Here is a 16,694-nt window from a genome sequence, read left to right as displayed (position 1 = left end):
CATTAGCTATGACTCAACGACGTGATCTACAAGCCCTTATTGATGCCGCGCCCGTCGGCAAAATGCAGTGGCGCGTTATCATCTGCTGTTTTCTGGTGGTTATGCTCGACGGTTTCGACACCGCCGCGATTGGCTTCATCGCCCCGGATATTCGTACTCACTGGCAGCTAAGCGCCAGCGAACTTGCGCCGCTGTTTGGCGCAGGGCTGCTGGGGCTTACGGCCGGTGCGCTGCTATGCGGGCCGCTGGCGGATCGCTTTGGCCGCAAGCGGGTCATTGAGCTTTGCGTGGCGCTATTCGGCGCATTGAGCCTGCTTTCCGCTTTCTCGCCGGATATAGAAACCCTGGTGTTGCTGCGTTTCTTAACCGGTCTGGGACTGGGCGGAGCGATGCCGAATACCATCACCATGACGTCGGAATACCTTCCCGCTCGTCGACGCGGAGCGCTGGTCACGCTGATGTTCTGCGGTTTTACCCTGGGGTCGGCGATGGGCGGGATTGTGAGCGCGCAACTGGTGCCGCTGATTGGCTGGCACGGAATTCTGGTGTTAGGCGGCATCTTGCCTTTGATGCTGTTTTTCGGCCTGCTGTTCGCGCTGCCGGAATCTCCCCGCTGGCAGGTACGTCGCCAACTACCGCAAGCCGTTGTCGCCCGGACGGTCAGCGCCATTACCGGCGAGCGCTATCACGATACGCAATTCTTTCTGCATGAGACGGCAGCCATCGCCAAAGGCAGTATTCGCCAGCTTTTTGCCGGGCGACAGCTTGTCATTACCCTGATGTTATGGGTGGTGTTCTTTATGAGCCTGCTCATTATCTATCTGCTTTCCAGCTGGATGCCGACGTTACTTAACCATCGCGGTATTGATCTGCAACAGGCGTCGTGGGTGACTGCCGCATTCCAGGTTGGCGGCACGCTTGGCGCGCTGTTACTCGGCGTGTTGATGGACCGGCTTAACCCGTTCCGGGTACTGGCGGTGAGCTATGCGCTGGGCGCAGTTTGCATTGTCATGATAGGCCTGAGCGAAAACGGCCTTTGGCTGATGGCGCTGGCGATTTTTGGTACCGGCATCGGTATTAGCGGTTCCCAGGTCGGGCTGAATGCTCTGACGGCGACGCTGTACCCCACCCAAAGCCGGGCGACGGGCGTGAGCTGGTCGAACGCCATTGGACGCTGCGGGGCGATTGTCGGTTCGCTCTCCGGCGGCATGATGATGGCCCTCAATTTCTCTTTCGATACGTTGTTTTTTGTCATTGCTATTCCGGCGGCTATCAGCGCGGTAATGCTTACCCTGCTGACGGTGGTTGTCCGCCTTTCGATTTCTGTACCTGACGACCTGCCGCGTGCCAGCGTCGTAAACGAATAAGGAGAATCTCCATGTCTGAAATAAATCAGAACGTAAAAGATAGCCGTCAGCAGTATTACCAACATATTTCCGGGCAGAACCTGACGCCGCTGTGGGAATCGTTACATCACCTGGTACCGCAGACGCCAAACGCCAACTGCGCGCCGGCCTACTGGAATTATCAGGAAATTCGTCCGCTACTGATGGAAAGCGGCAATGTCATTGGCGCGAAAGAGGCGATCCGCCGGGTGCTGGTGCTGGAAAATCCGGCATTGCGCGGTCAGTCGTCGATCACGGCGACCTTATACGCTGGTTTACAGCTGATCCTGCCCGGCGAAGTCGCGCCGAGTCATCGCCATAACCAGTCGGCGCTGCGTTTTATCGTCGAAGGTAAAGGCGCATTTACCGCGGTGGACGGCGAGCGCACGCCAATGCATACCGGCGATTTTATCCTGACGCCGCAGTGGCGCTGGCACGATCATGGTAATCCGGGATCAGAGCCGGTGGTATGGCTGGATGGTCTGGATCTGCCGTTAGTCAACCTCCTGGGCTGTGGTTTTGCGGAAGACTATCCCGAAGATCAGCAGCCGGTGACGCGAAAAGAGGGCGATTATCTGCCGCGCTATGCAGCGAATATGCTGCCGCTGCGCCACCAGCGCGGGAACTCGTCGCCGATTTTCAACTACCGTTACGACCGCAGCCGCGAGGCGTTGCACGATCTGACCCGTATGGGCGATCCGGATGAGTGGGAAGGTTACAAGCTGCGTTACGTTAATCCCGTCACCGGCGGTTATCCGATGCCGTCGATGGGCGCGTTCCTGCAACTGCTGCCAAAAGGCTTTGCCTCGCGTGTGGCGCGGAGCACCGACAGCACTATCTACCACGTCGTTGAAGGGGCAGGGCAGGTCACTATCGGCAACGAAACTTTTCATTTTTCCGCAAAAGACATTTTTGTGGCGCCGACCTGGCATGAGGTGTCGTTTCGCAGCAGCGAAGACACGGTGTTATTCAGCTTTTCGGACAAGCCGGTTCAGGAAGCCCTGGGGCTGTTCCGCGAAGCACGTTATTAATTAGGGAGAGAGAACATGACCAAATATGTATTCCAGCCGCAGGCCCCGGTAACAGTACCCGTGGCGGGCAGTGATGAGCAGTTTCCGGTACGTCGCGTTTACTGCGTGGGTCGCAACTATGCCGCCCATGCCCGTGAAATGGGCTTTGATCCCGATCGCGAACCGCCGTTCTTCTTTTGTAAACCAGCAGACGCTGTCGTCCCGGTAGCGGCGGGGGATACCCTGGAACTGCCGTATCCGGCGCAGACCGATAACTACCATTATGAAATTGAGCTGGTGGTGGCGATTGGTAAAAAGGGGAGCGATATTCCGCTGGAAAAAGCCCATGAATATGTCTGGGGATACGCCACCGGTCTGGACATGACGCGTCGCGATCGTCAGATGGAAATGCGTCAGATGGGACGCCCGTGGGAAATCGGCAAAGCGTTCGATCTCTCCGCGCCCATTGCGCCATTACACAAAGCCGCTGAAACGCATAATGTGGATAACGCCCCTATTTGGCTACAGGTTAACGGCGAAGACCATCAACGCAGCGATATTCGTCACCTGATTTGGTCGGTGAATGAAACCATCAGCTATTTGTCCGGCTTTTTTGAATTGCAGCCAGGCGATTTGATTTTCACCGGTACGCCAGAGGGGGTGGGCGCAGTGGTGAAAGGGGATGTTATCACCGGGAACGTAGAAGGTCTGACGCCGATTGCTGTGAAAATTGTCTGAGGTGAACGATGAAGCTGTACAGTTTCTTTAATAGTTCGGCGTCTTATCGTGTACGTATTGCGCTGGCGTTAAAGGGGATTGATTACCAGACGGTGGGCGTCAATATTCGTATCGGCCAGCAGAATGAGCTGGCCTACCGACGGATGAATCCGGTAGGCCTGGTGCCGACGCTGGTCACTGATGACGGCGAATCGTTGGGGCAATCGCTGGCCATCGTCGACTGGCTGGACCGACATTTTCCGCAAACGCCGCTGCTGCCGACGAGCGACCCGGCGCGCAGCCAGGCGCTGGAAATTGTCTACGCTATCGCCTGCGATATACACCCAATCAATAACATGCGCGTGTTGCGCTACCTGACCGATGAGCTGAAGGTTAGCGAAGAGGATAAAAAACGCTGGTACGCCCACTGGATACAGCAAGGGTTAAGCGCGGTAGAGCAGCTATTGCGTAAAAGTCAGTCCGGACGATTCTGCGTGGGCGACGCGCCAGGCCTTGCGGACTGCTGCCTGATTCCTCAGTGGGCGAATGCGCTCAGGATGGGCTGCGATTTATCAGGCTATCCGCGCTGTAAAGCCGTTTATGACGCCTGCGTACAGCTACCGGCGTTTATTGCCGCCGCGCCGGAAAATCAACAAGATAAAATCCCGGCCTGAAAAGGAGAATGACCATGACTCACGTGACAAGCGCAATTATTGTAGGTGGCGGAATCGGCGGCGCGGCGACCGCGCTGTCGCTGGCGCGCCAGGGAATAAAAGTCATGCTGCTGGAAAAAGCGCACGAAATTGGCGAGATTGGCGCGGGTATTCAGCTTGGGCCGAACGCTTTTTCGGCGCTGGATAGTCTCGGTGTGGGCGATGTTGCCCGCCAGCGTGCGGTGTTTACCGATCACATTACCATGATGGATGCCGTGAATGCCGAAGAAGTGGTATGCATTGAAACCGGGCAAGCGTTCCGCGACCATTTTGGCGGGCCGTATGCGGTAATTCACCGGGTAGATATTCATGCAACGGTATGGGAAGCGGTGCTGACGCACCCTGGCGTGGAGTATCGTACCTCGACCCATATTGTCGATATCCGCCAGACGCCGGATGACGTTACGGTGTTTGATGAGCAGGGAAATAGCTGGACGGCGGATATTCTCGTGGGCTGCGACGGCGTTAAATCAGTCGTGCGGCAAAGTTTACTCGGCGACGCGCCGCGCGTAACGGGGCATGTAGTCTATCGGGCGGTGATTGATTGCGACGATATGCCGGACGATTTACGTATTAACGCACCGGTGCTGTGGGCAGGCCCGCATTGTCACCTGGTCCATTATCCGCTGCGCGGAGGCCAACAGTACAATCTGGTGGTGACATTCCACAGCCGCCAGCAAGAAGAGTGGGGCGTGAAAGACGGCAGTAAAGAAGAGGTGCTCTCTTATTTTGCCGGTATTCATCCCCGCCCGCGTCAGATGCTGGATAAGCCGACCTCCTGGCGCCGCTGGTCGACCGCCGATCGTGAGCCGGTCGCGAAATGGGGAACCGAGCGTATCACTCTGGTGGGCGACGCCGCGCATCCGGTGGCGCAATATATGGCCCAGGGCGCCTGTATGGCGCTGGAAGACGCCGTCACGCTGGGCAAAGCGCTGGAACGCTGCGACGGCGACGCGCAGCAGGCATTTGCGCTGTATGAGTCGGTGCGTATTCCCCGCACGGCGCGTATCGTCTGGTCTACCCGCGAGATGGGGCGTCTCTATCACGCCGCCGGGGTAGAGCGTCAGGTACGTAATCTGCTGTGGAAAGGGAAATCGCAGGAGGCGTTTTATCGCGGTATCGAATGGCTGTACGGCTGGAAAGAAGATAACTGTCTTGAGCCGCGTTGAGCACTTTATGTGACGTAGCGTGGCGTTTGCGCCGCCACCCGGCAAAAAGTTTTGCTCATCGCAGAGAGGCGTTATGATAGCGCCTCTTTTTTTGCTGTGGATACCGATATGCGTGTTTTACTGGCGCCGATGGAAGGCGTGCTCGACGCGTTAGTGCGCGAGCTGCTGACCGAAGTGAATGATTACGATCTCTGCATCACCGAATTTGTGCGCGTGGTGGATCAGCTGCTGCCGGTAAAAGTGTTTCATCGCATCTGCCCGGAGTTGCATCACGCCAGCCGCACGCCGTCCGGCACGCCGGTGCGTATTCAGCTTCTGGGCCAGTATCCGCAGTGGCTGGCGGAAAACGCCGCGCGGGCGACGGCGTTGGGATCGTATGGCGTGGACCTGAACTGCGGCTGTCCGTCAAAAGTGGTGAACGGCAGCGGCGGCGGCGCGACATTGCTCAAAGATCCCGAACTCATCTATCAGGGCGCGAAAGCGATGCGGGCCGCGGTACCGTCGCATCTGCCGGTGACGGTAAAAGTGCGTCTCGGCTGGGATAGCGGCGATAGAAAATTTGAAATCGCCGATGCGGTGCAGCAGGCCGGCGCCAGTGAACTGGTGGTGCATGGCCGTACTAAAGCGCAGGGCTACCGCGCCGAGCATATCGACTGGCAGGCGATCGGCGAAATACGCCAGCGTCTGACTATTCCGGTTATCGCTAATGGCGAAATCTGGGACTGGCAGAGCGCGCAGGCATGTATGGCGACCAGCGGCTGCGATGCGGTGATGATCGGCCGTGGGGCGTTAAATATTCCTAACCTGAGTCGGGTGGTGAAGTATAACGAGCCGCGTATGTCGTGGCCGGAAGTAGTGACGTTATTACAAAAATATACCCGGCTGGAAAAGCAGGGCGATACCGGTTTATACCATGTCGCGCGTATTAAACAGTGGTTGGGATATTTACGTAAGGAATATATTGAGGCGACGGAACTCTTTCAGTCGATTCGGGCGTTAAACCGTTCGTCCGAGATTGCGCGGGCGATTCAGGCTATTAAAATCTAATCTCTACAGCGTCCAGAACGTGTGCCGGGCAGATACTATCGCTGCCCGGCGCAGGAATCAGAAAATCATCTTAAACACGCCCGTTACCACCAACAGCCCAATCAGAAAAATAATTAAGATTGCCCATAAAAGAATTTTCATTGTTTGTCCCTTTATTGGTAAATACAAACAAAGTATAGGAAAGTATTAAGCCATCTGCTGCCTTGTTGGGCGCGGCGACGTTTAACTCATGAAGGCTGCTGGCGGGTATTGCAGCAAAATTGTTCATTTATTAACGAGTTAGTGGGGCTTTATACTGAAATATCACATCAAAAAATGTATTGCATGAAATTATTTGCTAATCATATAAATTTCAAAATATGTCTTTTGTTGTCTGATGATGTATTGCCACGCGTAACTAAAAAATAGATCGCCGTAAGACGTACTCTCTGCGCACCTTTTTTTATCAGAACACCTCCATGAATCGTAATTCTTTCCTTGCCGCGACAGCGAGCTTACCGCTTTTTATTTTGCTGGCGGGCTGCGCCCCTATGCACGATACCCGCCAGTCGCTGACCCAGCAGACGCCCTCTTCTCATGTTGATTCCAGCCTGCCGGCGGCATTGAAAAACGGTTGGCCGGATAGCCAGTGGTGGAAGGCGTATCACGATGCGCAGCTTGACGCGCTGATTGATAATGCCATACAGCATTCGCCGGATATGCAGGTGGCTGAACAGCGTATTCAACTGGCGGAAGCGCAGGCGAAAGCGGTTGAGGCGCAGGACGGCCCGCAGCTCGACTTTTCTGCCGACATTGAGCGCCAGCGAATGTCCGCGGAAGGGCTGATGGGGCCATTCGCGATTACCGACCCCGCGGCGGGAACGACCGGGCCGTGGTATACCAACGGTACATTCGGCCTGACGGCGGGCTGGGATCTGGATTTATGGGGGAAAAACCGCGCTGAAGTTACCGCGCGGATCGGGGCGGTCAAAGCGCGCGAAGCGGAGCAGGAGCAGACCCGACAACTGCTGGCAAGCGGCGTGGCGCGACTCTACTGGGAGTGGCAGACGCAGGCGGCGCTGAAAAATGTGCTGATGCAAATCGAGCATGAGCAGCAAAATGTGGTGACGGTAAACCGGGAGCTGTATCAACACGGCATTACTTCTTCTGTTGAAGGGGTCGAGACCGATATCGACGCCAGCAAAACCCAGCAGCAGCTGAATGACGTTAACGGTAAAATGAAGGTGATTGAAGCGCGGCTCAGCGCGTTAACCAACACGCAATCGGCGGCGCTCAAGCTGCGTCAGGTGAGTCTCCCCGCCGTTGAAAGCCAGTTACCGTCGCAACTGGGCTATTCTTTGCTGGCGCGCCGGGCGGATCTACAGGCCGCGCACTGGTACATTGAATCCTCGTTGAGCAGCATTGACGCCGCGAAGGCCGCGTTTTATCCCGATATCAATCTGATGGCTTTTTTACAGCAGGATGCGTTACATCTGAGCGATCTGTTCCGCCATTCCGCACAGCAATATGGCATTACCGGCGGGCTGACGCTGCCGATTTTCGACAGCGGCAGGCTGAATGCCAACCTCGATATCGCCAAAGCGCAAAGCAACCTTTCTATCGCCAACTACAACAAAGCGGTGGTAGATGCGGTTAATGATGTGGCGCGCGCCGCCAGTCAGGTAGAGACGCTGGCGCAGAAAAATCAGCATCAGCAGCAGATTGAGCATGACGCGCAGCGTGTGGTCGGTCTGGCGCAAGCGCGCTTTAATGCCGGCATTATTGCGGGTTCCCGCGTGAGCGAGGCCAAAATCCCGGCACTGCGCGAGCAGTGTAACGGCTTGCTGTTGCAGGGCCAGTGGCTGGATGCCTCTATTCAGCTTACCAGCGCGCTGGGCGGCGGTTATCATTCCTGATTTTTCCAGATGATTCAGACAGGGTTCCTATACTTAGGCTGTGTATGATTCATCCGGAGAGGAATATGACCAAAGTCGCAATTGTAACGGCATCAGATTCGGGAATTGGCAAAGCGTGTGCGTTGTTATTAGCACAAAACGGTTTTGATATTGGTATCACCTGGCATTCCGATGAACGCGGCGCGCAGGAGACGGCGAAAAAAGCAGCGCAGTTTGGTGTGCGGGCAGAGACCATTCATCTTGACCTGAGCCAGTTACCCGAGGGCGCGCAGGCCATTGAACATCTTATCCAGCGCCTGGGGCGCGTTGACGTGCTGGTCAATAATGCCGGGGCGATGACCAAATCCGCGTTTATTGATATGCCGTTTACGCAGTGGCGGCAAATTTTTACCGTGGATGTCGATGGCGCGTTTCTCTGCGCGCAGATCGCCGCCCGGCATATGATTAAACAAGGAGAGGGAGGGCGTATTATCAACATCACCTCCGTCCATGAGCATACGCCGCTTCCGCAAGCCAGCGCCTATACCGCGGCGAAACATGCGCTGGGGGGATTGACTAAATCCATGGCGCTGGAACTGATTGAACATCATATTTTGGTCAACGCCGTCGCGCCAGGCGCTATCGCCACGCCGATGAATGATATGGATGACAGCGACATTGAGCCGGGATCGGAACCCTCGATCCCTATTGCCCGACCGGGTTCTACGCATGAAATAGCCAGCCTCGTCGCCTGGCTGTGTTCGGAAGGAGCAAGCTATACCACCGGTCAGTCGCTGATTGTCGACGGCGGATTTATGCTGGCGAATCCGCAATTCAACGCCAAATAAACGCCGGGTGCCGGATGGCGGCGTTATGCCATCCGGATACCATCGGGTTTAACGGGCCTCCGCTTTGCCGCGTCTTTTCAGCCACCAGCGCACGCCCACTACCAGGACGATGGCCAGAATCAGCCAGACCCCGTGCCTGAGATGCTGATCGAGGTCGTGCAGCCATGGCGCGATCACCTCGCCGCCAAGATATCCCAGCGTGGTAAACAGCAGCGCCCAGATCAGCGCGCCTACAATATTCAGCGGCAGAAAAATTTTAGGCGGCAGGCGGCTGGCGCCAATCAGCAACGGGCCAACCACCCGGAAGCCATACATAAAACGCGTGCCGATCACAAACAGATACGGATGGCGTTGGATCATTTTCTGCGCGCGACGAATCTTCGTATGATAACGCGGGAAACGACGCAGGATCTTCCCGCCATAGCATCGTCCTAACAAGTAAAGTAGCTGATCGCCCATCATCCCTCCCAGCGCGACGGCCGCCGCCACCAGCGGAAACTTGAGCAATCCCTGATGCGCCGCGACGCCCCCCAACAGGGTAACGGTTTCACCTTCGGCCATACTGCCGATAACCAGCGCCGCATAGCCATAATGCGTAATAAGCGTGTTGATATCCATGCGTAAACCACCTCCGGCATTAAGCATACACCCTGGCAAGAGGCGTGCGTGGCAAAGCCGACGTTTTGCCGGAGACTATTTCGCTGTTGTTCATAAAATAACCAGAAACTGAATTATACTTGAACATACTGGCATCTGAGGCAGCAGAAGGGGGCAGTATGAACCATGTATGGGGGCTTTTTTCCCATCCCGATCGGGAAATGCAGGTGATCAAAAGCGAAAACGAAACCGTTTCGCATCACTATACGCACCATGTTTTGCTGATGGCGGCGATTCCCGTCGTCTGCGCCTTTATCGGCACGACGCAAATCGGCTGGAATTTTGGCGACGGCAACGTGTTACAACTCTCGCTGTTTACCGCTTTTGCGCTGGCGGTCTTGTTCTACGGCGTGATGCTGGCGGGCGTCGCGGTGATGGGACGCGTCATCTGGTGGATGGCGCGAAACTATCCGCAACGGCCATCGCTTGCGCGCTGTATGGTTTTTGCCGGCTATGTCGCGACGCCGCTGTTTTTAAGTGGTCTGGTGGCGCTCTATCCCCTGGTATGGCTATGCGCTTTGGTCGGCGCTGTCGCGCTCTTTTACACCGGCTATTTGCTGTATTTGGGTATTCCGACTTTCCTTAACATTAATAGAGAGGAAGGATTAAGCTTCTCCAGTTCGACGCTCGCTATCGGCGTGCTGGTCCTGGAGGTGCTACTGGCGATCACCGTGATCCTGTGGGGATACGGCTACCGCCTGTTCTGATGCGAAAAAGGGCTGGCGCAAAAGCCAGCAATGCAGCATTTGCTGACGATTCTTCTGTAGCGGCAACGCTGGCGTGCCGCTATGATGCCACTGCTAGCTTGAGTATAATCTTAGCTCAGGCGGTGTGCGTTACGACGCGCGTGAATCATTATCAGAAATCTCATCATGCTGAAATTCCGAGCTTCATTCCTGAGCCTTGCTCTGATGTTGGCCGTACCTTTTGCCCCGCAGGCCGTGGCGAAAACGGCAGCGACAACCGCGGCGTCTCAACCTGAGATTGCCTCCGGTAGCGCAATGATTGTTGATCTCAACACCAATAAAGTGATCTATTCGAACCACCCGGATCTGGTGCGTCCGATTGCCTCGATAACCAAATTAATGACGGCGATGGTCGTGCTCGACGCGCGATTGCCGCTGGATGAAATACTGAAGGTCGATATCAGCCAGACGCCGGAAATGAAAGGGGTTTACTCCCGCGTGCGCCTGAACAGCGAAATTAGCCGCAAAAATATGTTGCTGCTGGCGTTGATGTCATCCGAAAACCGTGCGGCGGCAAGCCTGGCGCACTATTATCCCGGCGGTTATAACGCGTTTATTAAAGCGATGAATGCGAAGGCGAAAGCGCTGGGCATGACGCATACCCGCTTCGTTGAGCCGACGGGGCTGTCGATTCATAACGTCTCGACCGCGCGGGATTTAACAAAACTGCTGATTGCCACGAAGCAATACCCGCTGATTGGCCAGCTAAGCACCACGCGCGAAGACATGGCGACATTCTCGCATCCGGCGTATACGCTGCCGTTTCGCAATACCAACCATTTGGTCTACCGTGATAACTGGAATATCCAGTTAACGAAAACCGGTTTTACCAATGCGGCGGGGCATTGCCTGGTGATGCGTACCGTGATCAATAACAAACCGGTCGCGCTGGTGGTCATGGACGCGTTCGGCAAATATACCCACTTTGCGGACGCCAGTCGCCTGCGTACATGGATTGAAACCGGTAAAGTCATGCCCGTTCCGGCTGCCGCGCTGAGCTATAAAAAGCAAAAAGCCGCGCAAATGGCGGCAGCCAGCGCCAGCGCCGGAGCGCAAACCGCACAGAACGATTAAGTCGCCGCAGGCCCGGCAGGCATCGCGCCGCCGGGCATTCACGGTAAACCGCACGGTGTTAATGCGTTTCGTCGGGCGTATTTTCCTGCCAGAATTTCCGCTTACTCGTTTTGCCGATACCGGGGTTCATACTGTTGGTTGGGTCATTTTGCCGATAAAAACGCGTCAGCGTTTCCGGCGCTTTATACAGATGTCCCACGTTGTGCTCCGCCGGGTATTGTGCCCCGCGCGCCTGCAACAGCTCCAGCATTTGCGCTTTCAGCGCATGGACGTCGACGCCTTTCTTCACGATATAGTCCTGATGAAAAACGTGGCACATAAAGTGACCGTAATAGAGTTTATGTACCAGTTGGCTGTCGATTTCCGGCGGCAGATGCTCGAACCAGTCGGTATCGTTGCGGCGCAGAGCGATATCCAGCGCCAGGATATCTTCCACTTCATCAGCGTGTACGGCCTGATAACGAATCGCCGCGCCAGCAGCGGCGAAGCGGTGCAGGAAGGCTTTGCTGCCTTCTTCCGGCGTACAGGTGAAGAAACCGCCCTCAGCGGATTTAAAAAATTCATTCAGCCAGCGTTGCGCTTCTGCGACGCCGTCTCCCGCCATTTTTAACAGCAGATGATGCTCATATTTATCGCGCCAGTTTTTCATTCGCGGCGGCAGATGGCTGGGAAACAGATGGCCGAATTTCTGCATCGCGCGGTCGGTGAAATGCGGACGGAAAAATTTTACTTTTTCCAGCATCGCATCGGTTCGGCCTTTTAGCGTGAAAAAGAATGGCATCTTGTCGGTGCCGAGTTTATCGATCATCAGAAAGGTATCTTTACCGTACTGCTCCGCAATATCGTAGATATCGCGATGCATATATTCTCCCGCCACTGGCAGATTGTCGAAGTTCGCCAGAATATGCCGACGGATTTCAGTCAGTACCGCGGGCTGATTGGTGCCGATATAAAAAACCTGCTGATTTTTTTCCGCTGCAAAGGTATCAAGGCGAACGGCAAAAACCGCCAGTTTTCCGGCGCAGCCGGAAGATTCAAACAAACGGTCCGGGTCGGCGTTATAGCGGGCGGGCGTATCGGCGTTGATATCTCGTACCCGCGTCACATAGTCGTGATCGTGCGCATGACGACCATCGTGACGCACATCCTCATCTTTAATCCGTTCGTCATCCAGCTTGCTCAGGATCTGCTCCGGCGTATGCCCAAGATCGATACCCAGATGATTGACCAGTTGCAGTTTGCCTTGCTCGTCAATACGGGCAAAGAGCGACATCTCGGTATAGGCCGGGCCGCGTTGCACCAGCGAGCCGCCGGAGTTATTACAGATGCCGCCGATGACCGACGCGCCGATACACGACGAACCAATCACCGAGTGCGGTTCACGGCCCAGCGGTTTAAGCGCTTTTTCCAGCGCATAGAGCGTCGTACCGGGCCAGGCCAGAACCTGTTGGCCGTTATCCAGTAAGTGCAGCTTATCCAGCCGCTGGGTGCTGATAATCACAATATCGCGATCGTAGTCGTTGCCGTTCGGCGTGGAGCCTTCCGTCAGACCGGTGTTGGCGGCCTGCATCAGAATAATTTTGTCAGCGTTAACGCAGGCGTTGAGCACACGCCACAGTTCCAGTAATGAACCCGGGAAAACAACGGCCAGCGCGTCGCCCTGACCGGAACGGAAACCCTTGCGATAGCGGGCGGTTTTGGCGGGGTCTGTCAGCAGGTGAGAATGGCCTACCAGGCGGGCCAGCTCATTCAGGAACGTTTTATTATCAGTCATTGTTATGGAAGACATTCTCCACTCCTTGTGGTGGGACAAAATATCAGCGTTAAGCATAGCGCTTGGTATGACAATACGCTTTCTCATTCAAATTGTCTCTGTGTTGGTGGTATTCATTTGCCGCCTTGATACCATTTGCTGGCGGCTGCGTATTCGACTGTGCGGAAAATTAGGAGAATAACCTTCGCTTTCTTCTCCTCTCGCGTTTAGGCTTATGGCAAACTGCGGTTTTTATTCTGTTTTTACCGCCTCGTCGGGATAAAGATAAAGAGAGACTCAACATGAAATGGTTATGTTCAGTAGGTGTTGCTGTGAGTCTGGCGATGCAGCCAGCATTGGCGGAAAACCTGTTTGGCAATCACCCGCTGACGCCCGAAGCGCGCGACGCGTTCGTCACCGATTTACTCAAGAAAATGACTGTCGATGAAAAAATTGGTCAGTTACGTCTGATCAGCGTCGGCCCTGATAACCCGAAAGAAGCGATTCGCGAGATGATCAAAGACGGGCAGGTAGGGGCGATTTTCAATACCGTCACCCGCCAGGATATCCGTCAAATGCAGGATCAGGTGATGGCATTGAGCCGCCTGAAAATTCCTCTCTTTTTTGCCTATGACGTGGTACACGGCCAGCGAACCGTCTTCCCGATAAGCCTCGGTCTGGCTTCTTCTTTTAATCTGGATGCGGTAAGAACCGTAGGACGCGTATCGGCGTATGAAGCGGCGGACGACGGTCTGAATATGACCTGGGCGCCGATGGTGGATGTCTCCCGGGATCCGCGTTGGGGACGCGCCTCCGAAGGCTTTGGCGAAGATACATATTTAACCTCCATCATGGGCGAAACCATGGTGAAAGCGATGCAGGGCAAAAGCCCGGCGGACCGCTATTCGGTGATGACCAGCGTGAAACATTTTGCCGCCTATGGCGCCGTTGAAGGCGGTAAAGAATACAACACCGTGGATATGAGTTCCCAGCGCCTGTTTAATGATTACATGCCGCCGTACAAAGCGGGGCTGGATGCGGGGAGCGGCGCGGTGATGGTGGCGCTGAACTCGCTGAACGGCACGCCTGCGACGTCAGATTCCTGGCTACTGAAAGATGTCCTGCGCGATGAGTGGGGCTTTAAGGGAATTACCGTTTCCGACCACGGCGCTATTAAAGAACTGATTAAACACGGTACCGCGGCCGACCCGGAAGATGCGGTGCGCGTGGCGCTAAAGGCAGGGGTGGATATGAGCATGGCGGATGAGTATTACAGCAAATATCTGCCGGGTCTGATTAAGTCGGGCAAAGTGACGATGGCGGAACTGGACGACGCGACGCGCCATGTGCTCAACGTAAAATATGACATGGGATTGTTTAACGACCCCTATAGCCATCTGGGGCCGAAAGAGAGCGACCCTGCGGACACCAATGCCGAAAGCCGCCTGCATCGTAAAGAGGCGCGGGAAGTGGCGCGGGAAAGTGTGGTACTGCTGAAAAACCGGCTGGAAACGCTGCCGTTGAAAAAATCGGGCACCATTGCCGTTGTTGGGCCACTGGCCGACAGTCAACGTGATGTAATGGGAAGCTGGTCTGCTGCTGGGGTCGCGAATCAGTCGGTGACGGTGCTGGCGGGTATTCAAAATGCCGTCGGCGATGGGGCGAAGATCCTCTATGCCAAAGGGGCGAATATCACTAACGATAAAGATATCGTCGATTTCTTAAACCTGTATGAAGAGGCGGTGAAAATCGATCCGCGCTCACCGCAGGCGATGATTGATGAGGCGGTGCAGGCGGCGAAACAGGCCGATGTGGTGGTCGCAGTGGTAGGCGAGTCGCAGGGGATGGCGCATGAAGCCTCCAGCCGTACCAATATCACCATTCCGCAGAGTCAGCGCGACTTAATCACCGCTCTGAAAGCCACCGGTAAGCCGCTGGTACTGGTATTAATGAACGGCAGACCGCTGGCGCTGGTAAAAGAAGATCAACAGGCCGATGCGATTCTGGAGACCTGGTTTGCCGGGACGGAAGGCGGCAACGCCATTGCCGATGTGCTGTTTGGCGATTACAACCCGTCAGGCAAACTGCCGATCTCCTTCCCGCGTTCGGTGGGACAAATTCCGGTCTATTACAGCCATCTCAATACGGGACGCCCGTATAATCCTGAAAAGCCAAACAAATACACCTCACGTTATTTTGACGAAGCAAATGGCCCGCTCTATCCGTTTGGTTACGGTCTGAGCTACACCACATTTACGGTGTCTGACGTCACGCTCTCCTCACCGACAATGCAACGCGACGGCAAAGTCACGGCCAGCGTAGAGGTCACGAACACCGGTAAACGCGAAGGGGCTACGGTCATCCAGATGTACTTACAGGATGTCACGGCGTCAATGAGCCGCCCGGTGAAGCAATTAAAAGGCTTTGAAAAAATCACCCTCAAACCCGGCGAACGTAAAACCGTGAGTTTCCCGATTGATATCGAGGCGTTGAAGTTCTGGAATCAGCAGATGAAATATGACGCGGAACCCGGCAAGTTCAACGTCTTTATCGGCGTGGATTCCGCTCGCGTTAAACAAGGATCGTTCGAGCTACTGTAAGCCTGCCGTCAACAGGGCGTGATAGCTGCGCCCTGTCTGGCAATGACTTTTCCTGTCCCCCCTTTTATTACCAGTCACGTCACTTACACTGGCGGAAAATCCCAGGTTAAACGCAGACTTTTCAACTATGCTTTTTTCTCAAGTCTCTGAAAAAGGCCGTAAAAGGATGAGGAAAGCATCATGACGATCTCAAAGCTATGGGTAAGTTCGCTGGCGTTGCTGGCGACGGTGAGTTTACCTCTACAGGCGGCATCGCCCGTGACGGTCGGGTCAAAGATTGATACCGAAGGCGCGCTGCTCGGCAACATGATTTTGCAGGTACTGGAAAGCCACGGCGTTAAAACGGTCAATAAAATTCAGCTCGGGACCACGCCAGTCGTTCGTGGCGCGATTACCGCCGGAGAGCTGGATATCTATCCGGAATACACCGGTAACGGGGCGTTCTTTTTTAAAGATGAAAACGATCCGGCATGGAAGAATGCAAAGCAAGGCTTTGAGAAAGTCAAAAAACTGGATGCGGAGCAGAATAAGCTGGTCTGGTTGACGCCTGCGCCGGCAAATAACACCTGGACCATCGCGGTACGCCAGGACATCGCGGAAAAAAATAAACTCTCCTCGCTTGCCGATCTCAGCCGTTATCTGAAAGAGGGCGGCACTTTTAAACTGGCGGCGTCTGCGGAATTTATCGAACGGGCGGATGCGCTGCCGGCATTTGAAAAAGCCTATGATTTTACCTTGAATCAGAACCAGCTCTTGTCGCTGGCGGGCGGCGATACGGCGGTCACGATCAAAGCCGCCGCGCAACAAACATCCGGCGTTAACGCCGCGATGGCGTATGGTACCGACGGCCCGGTCGCCGCGCTGGGTCTGCAAACCCTGAGCGATCCGAAAGGCGTCCAGCCTATCTATGCCCCAGCGCCGGTAGTACGTGAATCGGTGTTACAGGCCTATCCTCAGATAGCCGACTGGCTACAGCCCGTTTTCGCCAGCCTTGATGAGAAAACGCTGCAACAGTTGAACGCCAGAATCGCCGTAGAAGGGCTGGATGCGAAAAAAGTCGCCGCAGATTACCTCCGACAAAAAGGGTGGGTGAAGTAATCT

Annotated in this window: 15 protein-coding genes; 12 read left to right on the top strand and 3 right to left on the bottom strand. The window is 55.2% G+C overall.

What is annotated here, in order from left to right; all coding sequences use genetic code 11:
* Positions 1-8: 8 nt before the first annotated feature.
* The 6 genes from ACLJQD_RS11495 to dusC all read left to right on the top strand — a co-directional run bounded on the left by ACLJQD_RS11495 (position 9) and on the right by dusC (position 6,041).
* Entirely contained in the window at positions 9-1,367 is a 1,359-nt protein-coding gene (locus tag ACLJQD_RS11495) for an MFS transporter (RefSeq protein ID WP_017442000.1), read from the top strand.
* Between the two features lie 11 nt (positions 1,368-1,378).
* Complete coding sequence (gtdA, locus tag ACLJQD_RS11490; protein WP_001289857.1) at positions 1,379-2,416, top strand: gentisate 1,2-dioxygenase; 1,038 nt, start codon at positions 1,379-1,381, stop codon at positions 2,414-2,416.
* A 15-nt stretch (positions 2,417-2,431) separates the two neighbouring features.
* Complete coding sequence (locus ACLJQD_RS11485; protein ID WP_000170621.1) at positions 2,432-3,133, top strand: fumarylacetoacetate hydrolase family protein; 702 nt, start codon at positions 2,432-2,434, stop codon at positions 3,131-3,133.
* An 8-nt stretch (positions 3,134-3,141) separates the two neighbouring features.
* Positions 3,142-3,786 carry a maleylacetoacetate isomerase gene (maiA, locus tag ACLJQD_RS11480; RefSeq protein ID WP_000781195.1) on the top strand — a complete coding sequence of 215 codons (645 nt, stop codon included), beginning with the start codon at positions 3,142-3,144 and terminating at the stop codon, positions 3,784-3,786.
* A 14-nt stretch (positions 3,787-3,800) separates the two neighbouring features.
* Positions 3,801-4,994 (top strand): 3-hydroxybenzoate 6-monooxygenase, encoded by a 1,194-nt coding sequence (locus ACLJQD_RS11475; RefSeq protein ID WP_000150103.1) that lies wholly within the window; start codon positions 3,801-3,803, stop codon positions 4,992-4,994.
* 108 nt (positions 4,995-5,102) lie between these two features.
* A complete protein-coding gene (gene dusC, locus ACLJQD_RS11470; RefSeq protein WP_017441999.1) occupies positions 5,103-6,041 on the top strand; it encodes a tRNA dihydrouridine(16) synthase DusC in 939 nt (312 codons plus the stop codon).
* Positions 6,042-6,098: 57 nt separating this feature from the next.
* On the opposite strand, the gene yohP is transcribed toward dusC, so the two are convergent.
* On the bottom strand, positions 6,099-6,182 hold the full coding sequence (gene yohP / locus ACLJQD_RS11465) for a small membrane protein YohP (protein ID WP_000698460.1): 84 nt from the start codon (positions 6,180-6,182) through the stop codon (positions 6,099-6,101).
* 317 nt (positions 6,183-6,499) lie between these two features.
* Here yohP and mdtQ point away from each other — a divergent pair, with 317 nt between their 5' ends.
* Both mdtQ and ACLJQD_RS11455 read left to right on the top strand, forming a co-directional pair.
* On the top strand, positions 6,500-7,936 hold the full coding sequence (mdtQ, locus tag ACLJQD_RS11460; RefSeq protein WP_001081457.1) for a multidrug resistance outer membrane protein MdtQ: 1,437 nt from the start codon (positions 6,500-6,502) through the stop codon (positions 7,934-7,936).
* 65 nt (positions 7,937-8,001) lie between these two features.
* The gene (locus ACLJQD_RS11455; RefSeq protein WP_000169608.1) at positions 8,002-8,763 is read left to right on the top strand and encodes an SDR family oxidoreductase; all 762 of its coding nucleotides are present in this window, start codon (positions 8,002-8,004) and stop codon (positions 8,761-8,763) included.
* Positions 8,764-8,811: 48 nt separating this feature from the next.
* On the opposite strand, the gene ACLJQD_RS11450 is transcribed toward ACLJQD_RS11455, so the two are convergent.
* On the bottom strand, positions 8,812-9,381 hold the full coding sequence (locus ACLJQD_RS11450; protein WP_001523476.1) for a DedA family protein: 570 nt from the start codon (positions 9,379-9,381) through the stop codon (positions 8,812-8,814).
* A 158-nt stretch (positions 9,382-9,539) separates the two neighbouring features.
* Between ACLJQD_RS11450 and ACLJQD_RS11445 the strand changes: the two genes are divergently transcribed.
* Together ACLJQD_RS11445 and pbpG are read left to right on the top strand one after the other, a co-directional pair.
* Positions 9,540-10,127 carry a Yip1 family protein gene (locus ACLJQD_RS11445; RefSeq protein ID WP_001017057.1) on the top strand — a complete coding sequence of 196 codons (588 nt, stop codon included), beginning with the start codon at positions 9,540-9,542 and terminating at the stop codon, positions 10,125-10,127.
* Positions 10,128-10,292: 165 nt separating this feature from the next.
* Complete coding sequence (gene pbpG, locus ACLJQD_RS11440) at positions 10,293-11,240, top strand: D-alanyl-D-alanine endopeptidase (RefSeq protein WP_000911555.1); 948 nt, start codon at positions 10,293-10,295, stop codon at positions 11,238-11,240.
* A 58-nt stretch (positions 11,241-11,298) separates the two neighbouring features.
* Here pbpG and dld read toward each other — a convergent pair whose 3' ends face one another.
* Positions 11,299-13,029, bottom strand: a complete 1,731-nt coding sequence (dld, locus tag ACLJQD_RS11435) for a D-lactate dehydrogenase (protein ID WP_000095234.1) — start codon at positions 13,027-13,029, stop codon at positions 11,299-11,301.
* Positions 13,030-13,295: 266 nt separating this feature from the next.
* On the opposite strand from dld, the gene bglX reads away from it, so the two are divergent.
* Both bglX and ACLJQD_RS11425 read left to right on the top strand, forming a co-directional pair.
* Positions 13,296-15,593: a beta-glucosidase BglX gene (bglX, locus tag ACLJQD_RS11430; protein ID WP_000871543.1), complete on the top strand. Its 2,298-nt coding sequence runs from the start codon at positions 13,296-13,298 to the stop codon at positions 15,591-15,593.
* A gap of 180 nt (positions 15,594-15,773) precedes the next feature.
* The gene (locus ACLJQD_RS11425) at positions 15,774-16,691 is read left to right on the top strand and encodes an ABC transporter substrate-binding protein (RefSeq protein ID WP_000155876.1); all 918 of its coding nucleotides are present in this window, start codon (positions 15,774-15,776) and stop codon (positions 16,689-16,691) included.
* The last annotated feature ends 3 nt before the right edge of the window (positions 16,692-16,694 follow it).

It is taken from the genome of Salmonella sp. SAL04214, assembly GCF_046550615.1.
GTDB classification, from domain to species: Bacteria; Pseudomonadota; Gammaproteobacteria; order Enterobacterales; family Enterobacteriaceae; genus Salmonella; species Salmonella enterica.
The sequence above is the reverse complement of the archived record's forward strand: the minus strand, read 5'-3'. Positions and strand labels throughout refer to the sequence as shown.

Excerpts from the sequence above, each read along its gene's own strand:
- ACLJQD_RS11495 (WP_017442000.1), top strand. The coding sequence starts at position 9 with ATGACTCAACGACGTGATCTACAAGCCCTTATTGATGCCGCGCCCGTC.
- gtdA (WP_001289857.1), top strand. The coding sequence starts at position 1,379 with ATGTCTGAAATAAATCAGAACGTAAAAGATAGCCGTCAGCAGTATTAC.
- ACLJQD_RS11485 (WP_000170621.1), top strand. The coding sequence starts at position 2,432 with ATGACCAAATATGTATTCCAGCCGCAGGCCCCGGTAACAGTACCCGTG.
- maiA (WP_000781195.1), top strand. The coding sequence starts at position 3,142 with ATGAAGCTGTACAGTTTCTTTAATAGTTCGGCGTCTTATCGTGTACGT.
- ACLJQD_RS11475 (WP_000150103.1), top strand. The coding sequence starts at position 3,801 with ATGACTCACGTGACAAGCGCAATTATTGTAGGTGGCGGAATCGGCGGC.
- dusC (WP_017441999.1), top strand. The coding sequence starts at position 5,103 with ATGCGTGTTTTACTGGCGCCGATGGAAGGCGTGCTCGACGCGTTAGTG.
- yohP (WP_000698460.1), bottom strand. The coding sequence starts at position 6,182 with ATGAAAATTCTTTTATGGGCAATCTTAATTATTTTTCTGATTGGGCTG.
- mdtQ (WP_001081457.1), top strand. The coding sequence starts at position 6,500 with ATGAATCGTAATTCTTTCCTTGCCGCGACAGCGAGCTTACCGCTTTTT.
- ACLJQD_RS11455 (WP_000169608.1), top strand. The coding sequence starts at position 8,002 with ATGACCAAAGTCGCAATTGTAACGGCATCAGATTCGGGAATTGGCAAA.
- ACLJQD_RS11450 (WP_001523476.1), bottom strand. The coding sequence starts at position 9,381 with ATGGATATCAACACGCTTATTACGCATTATGGCTATGCGGCGCTGGTT.
- ACLJQD_RS11445 (WP_001017057.1), top strand. The coding sequence starts at position 9,540 with ATGAACCATGTATGGGGGCTTTTTTCCCATCCCGATCGGGAAATGCAG.
- pbpG (WP_000911555.1), top strand. The coding sequence starts at position 10,293 with ATGCTGAAATTCCGAGCTTCATTCCTGAGCCTTGCTCTGATGTTGGCC.
- dld (WP_000095234.1), bottom strand. The coding sequence starts at position 13,029 with ATGTCTTCCATAACAATGACTGATAATAAAACGTTCCTGAATGAGCTG.
- bglX (WP_000871543.1), top strand. The coding sequence starts at position 13,296 with ATGAAATGGTTATGTTCAGTAGGTGTTGCTGTGAGTCTGGCGATGCAG.
- ACLJQD_RS11425 (WP_000155876.1), top strand. The coding sequence starts at position 15,774 with ATGACGATCTCAAAGCTATGGGTAAGTTCGCTGGCGTTGCTGGCGACG.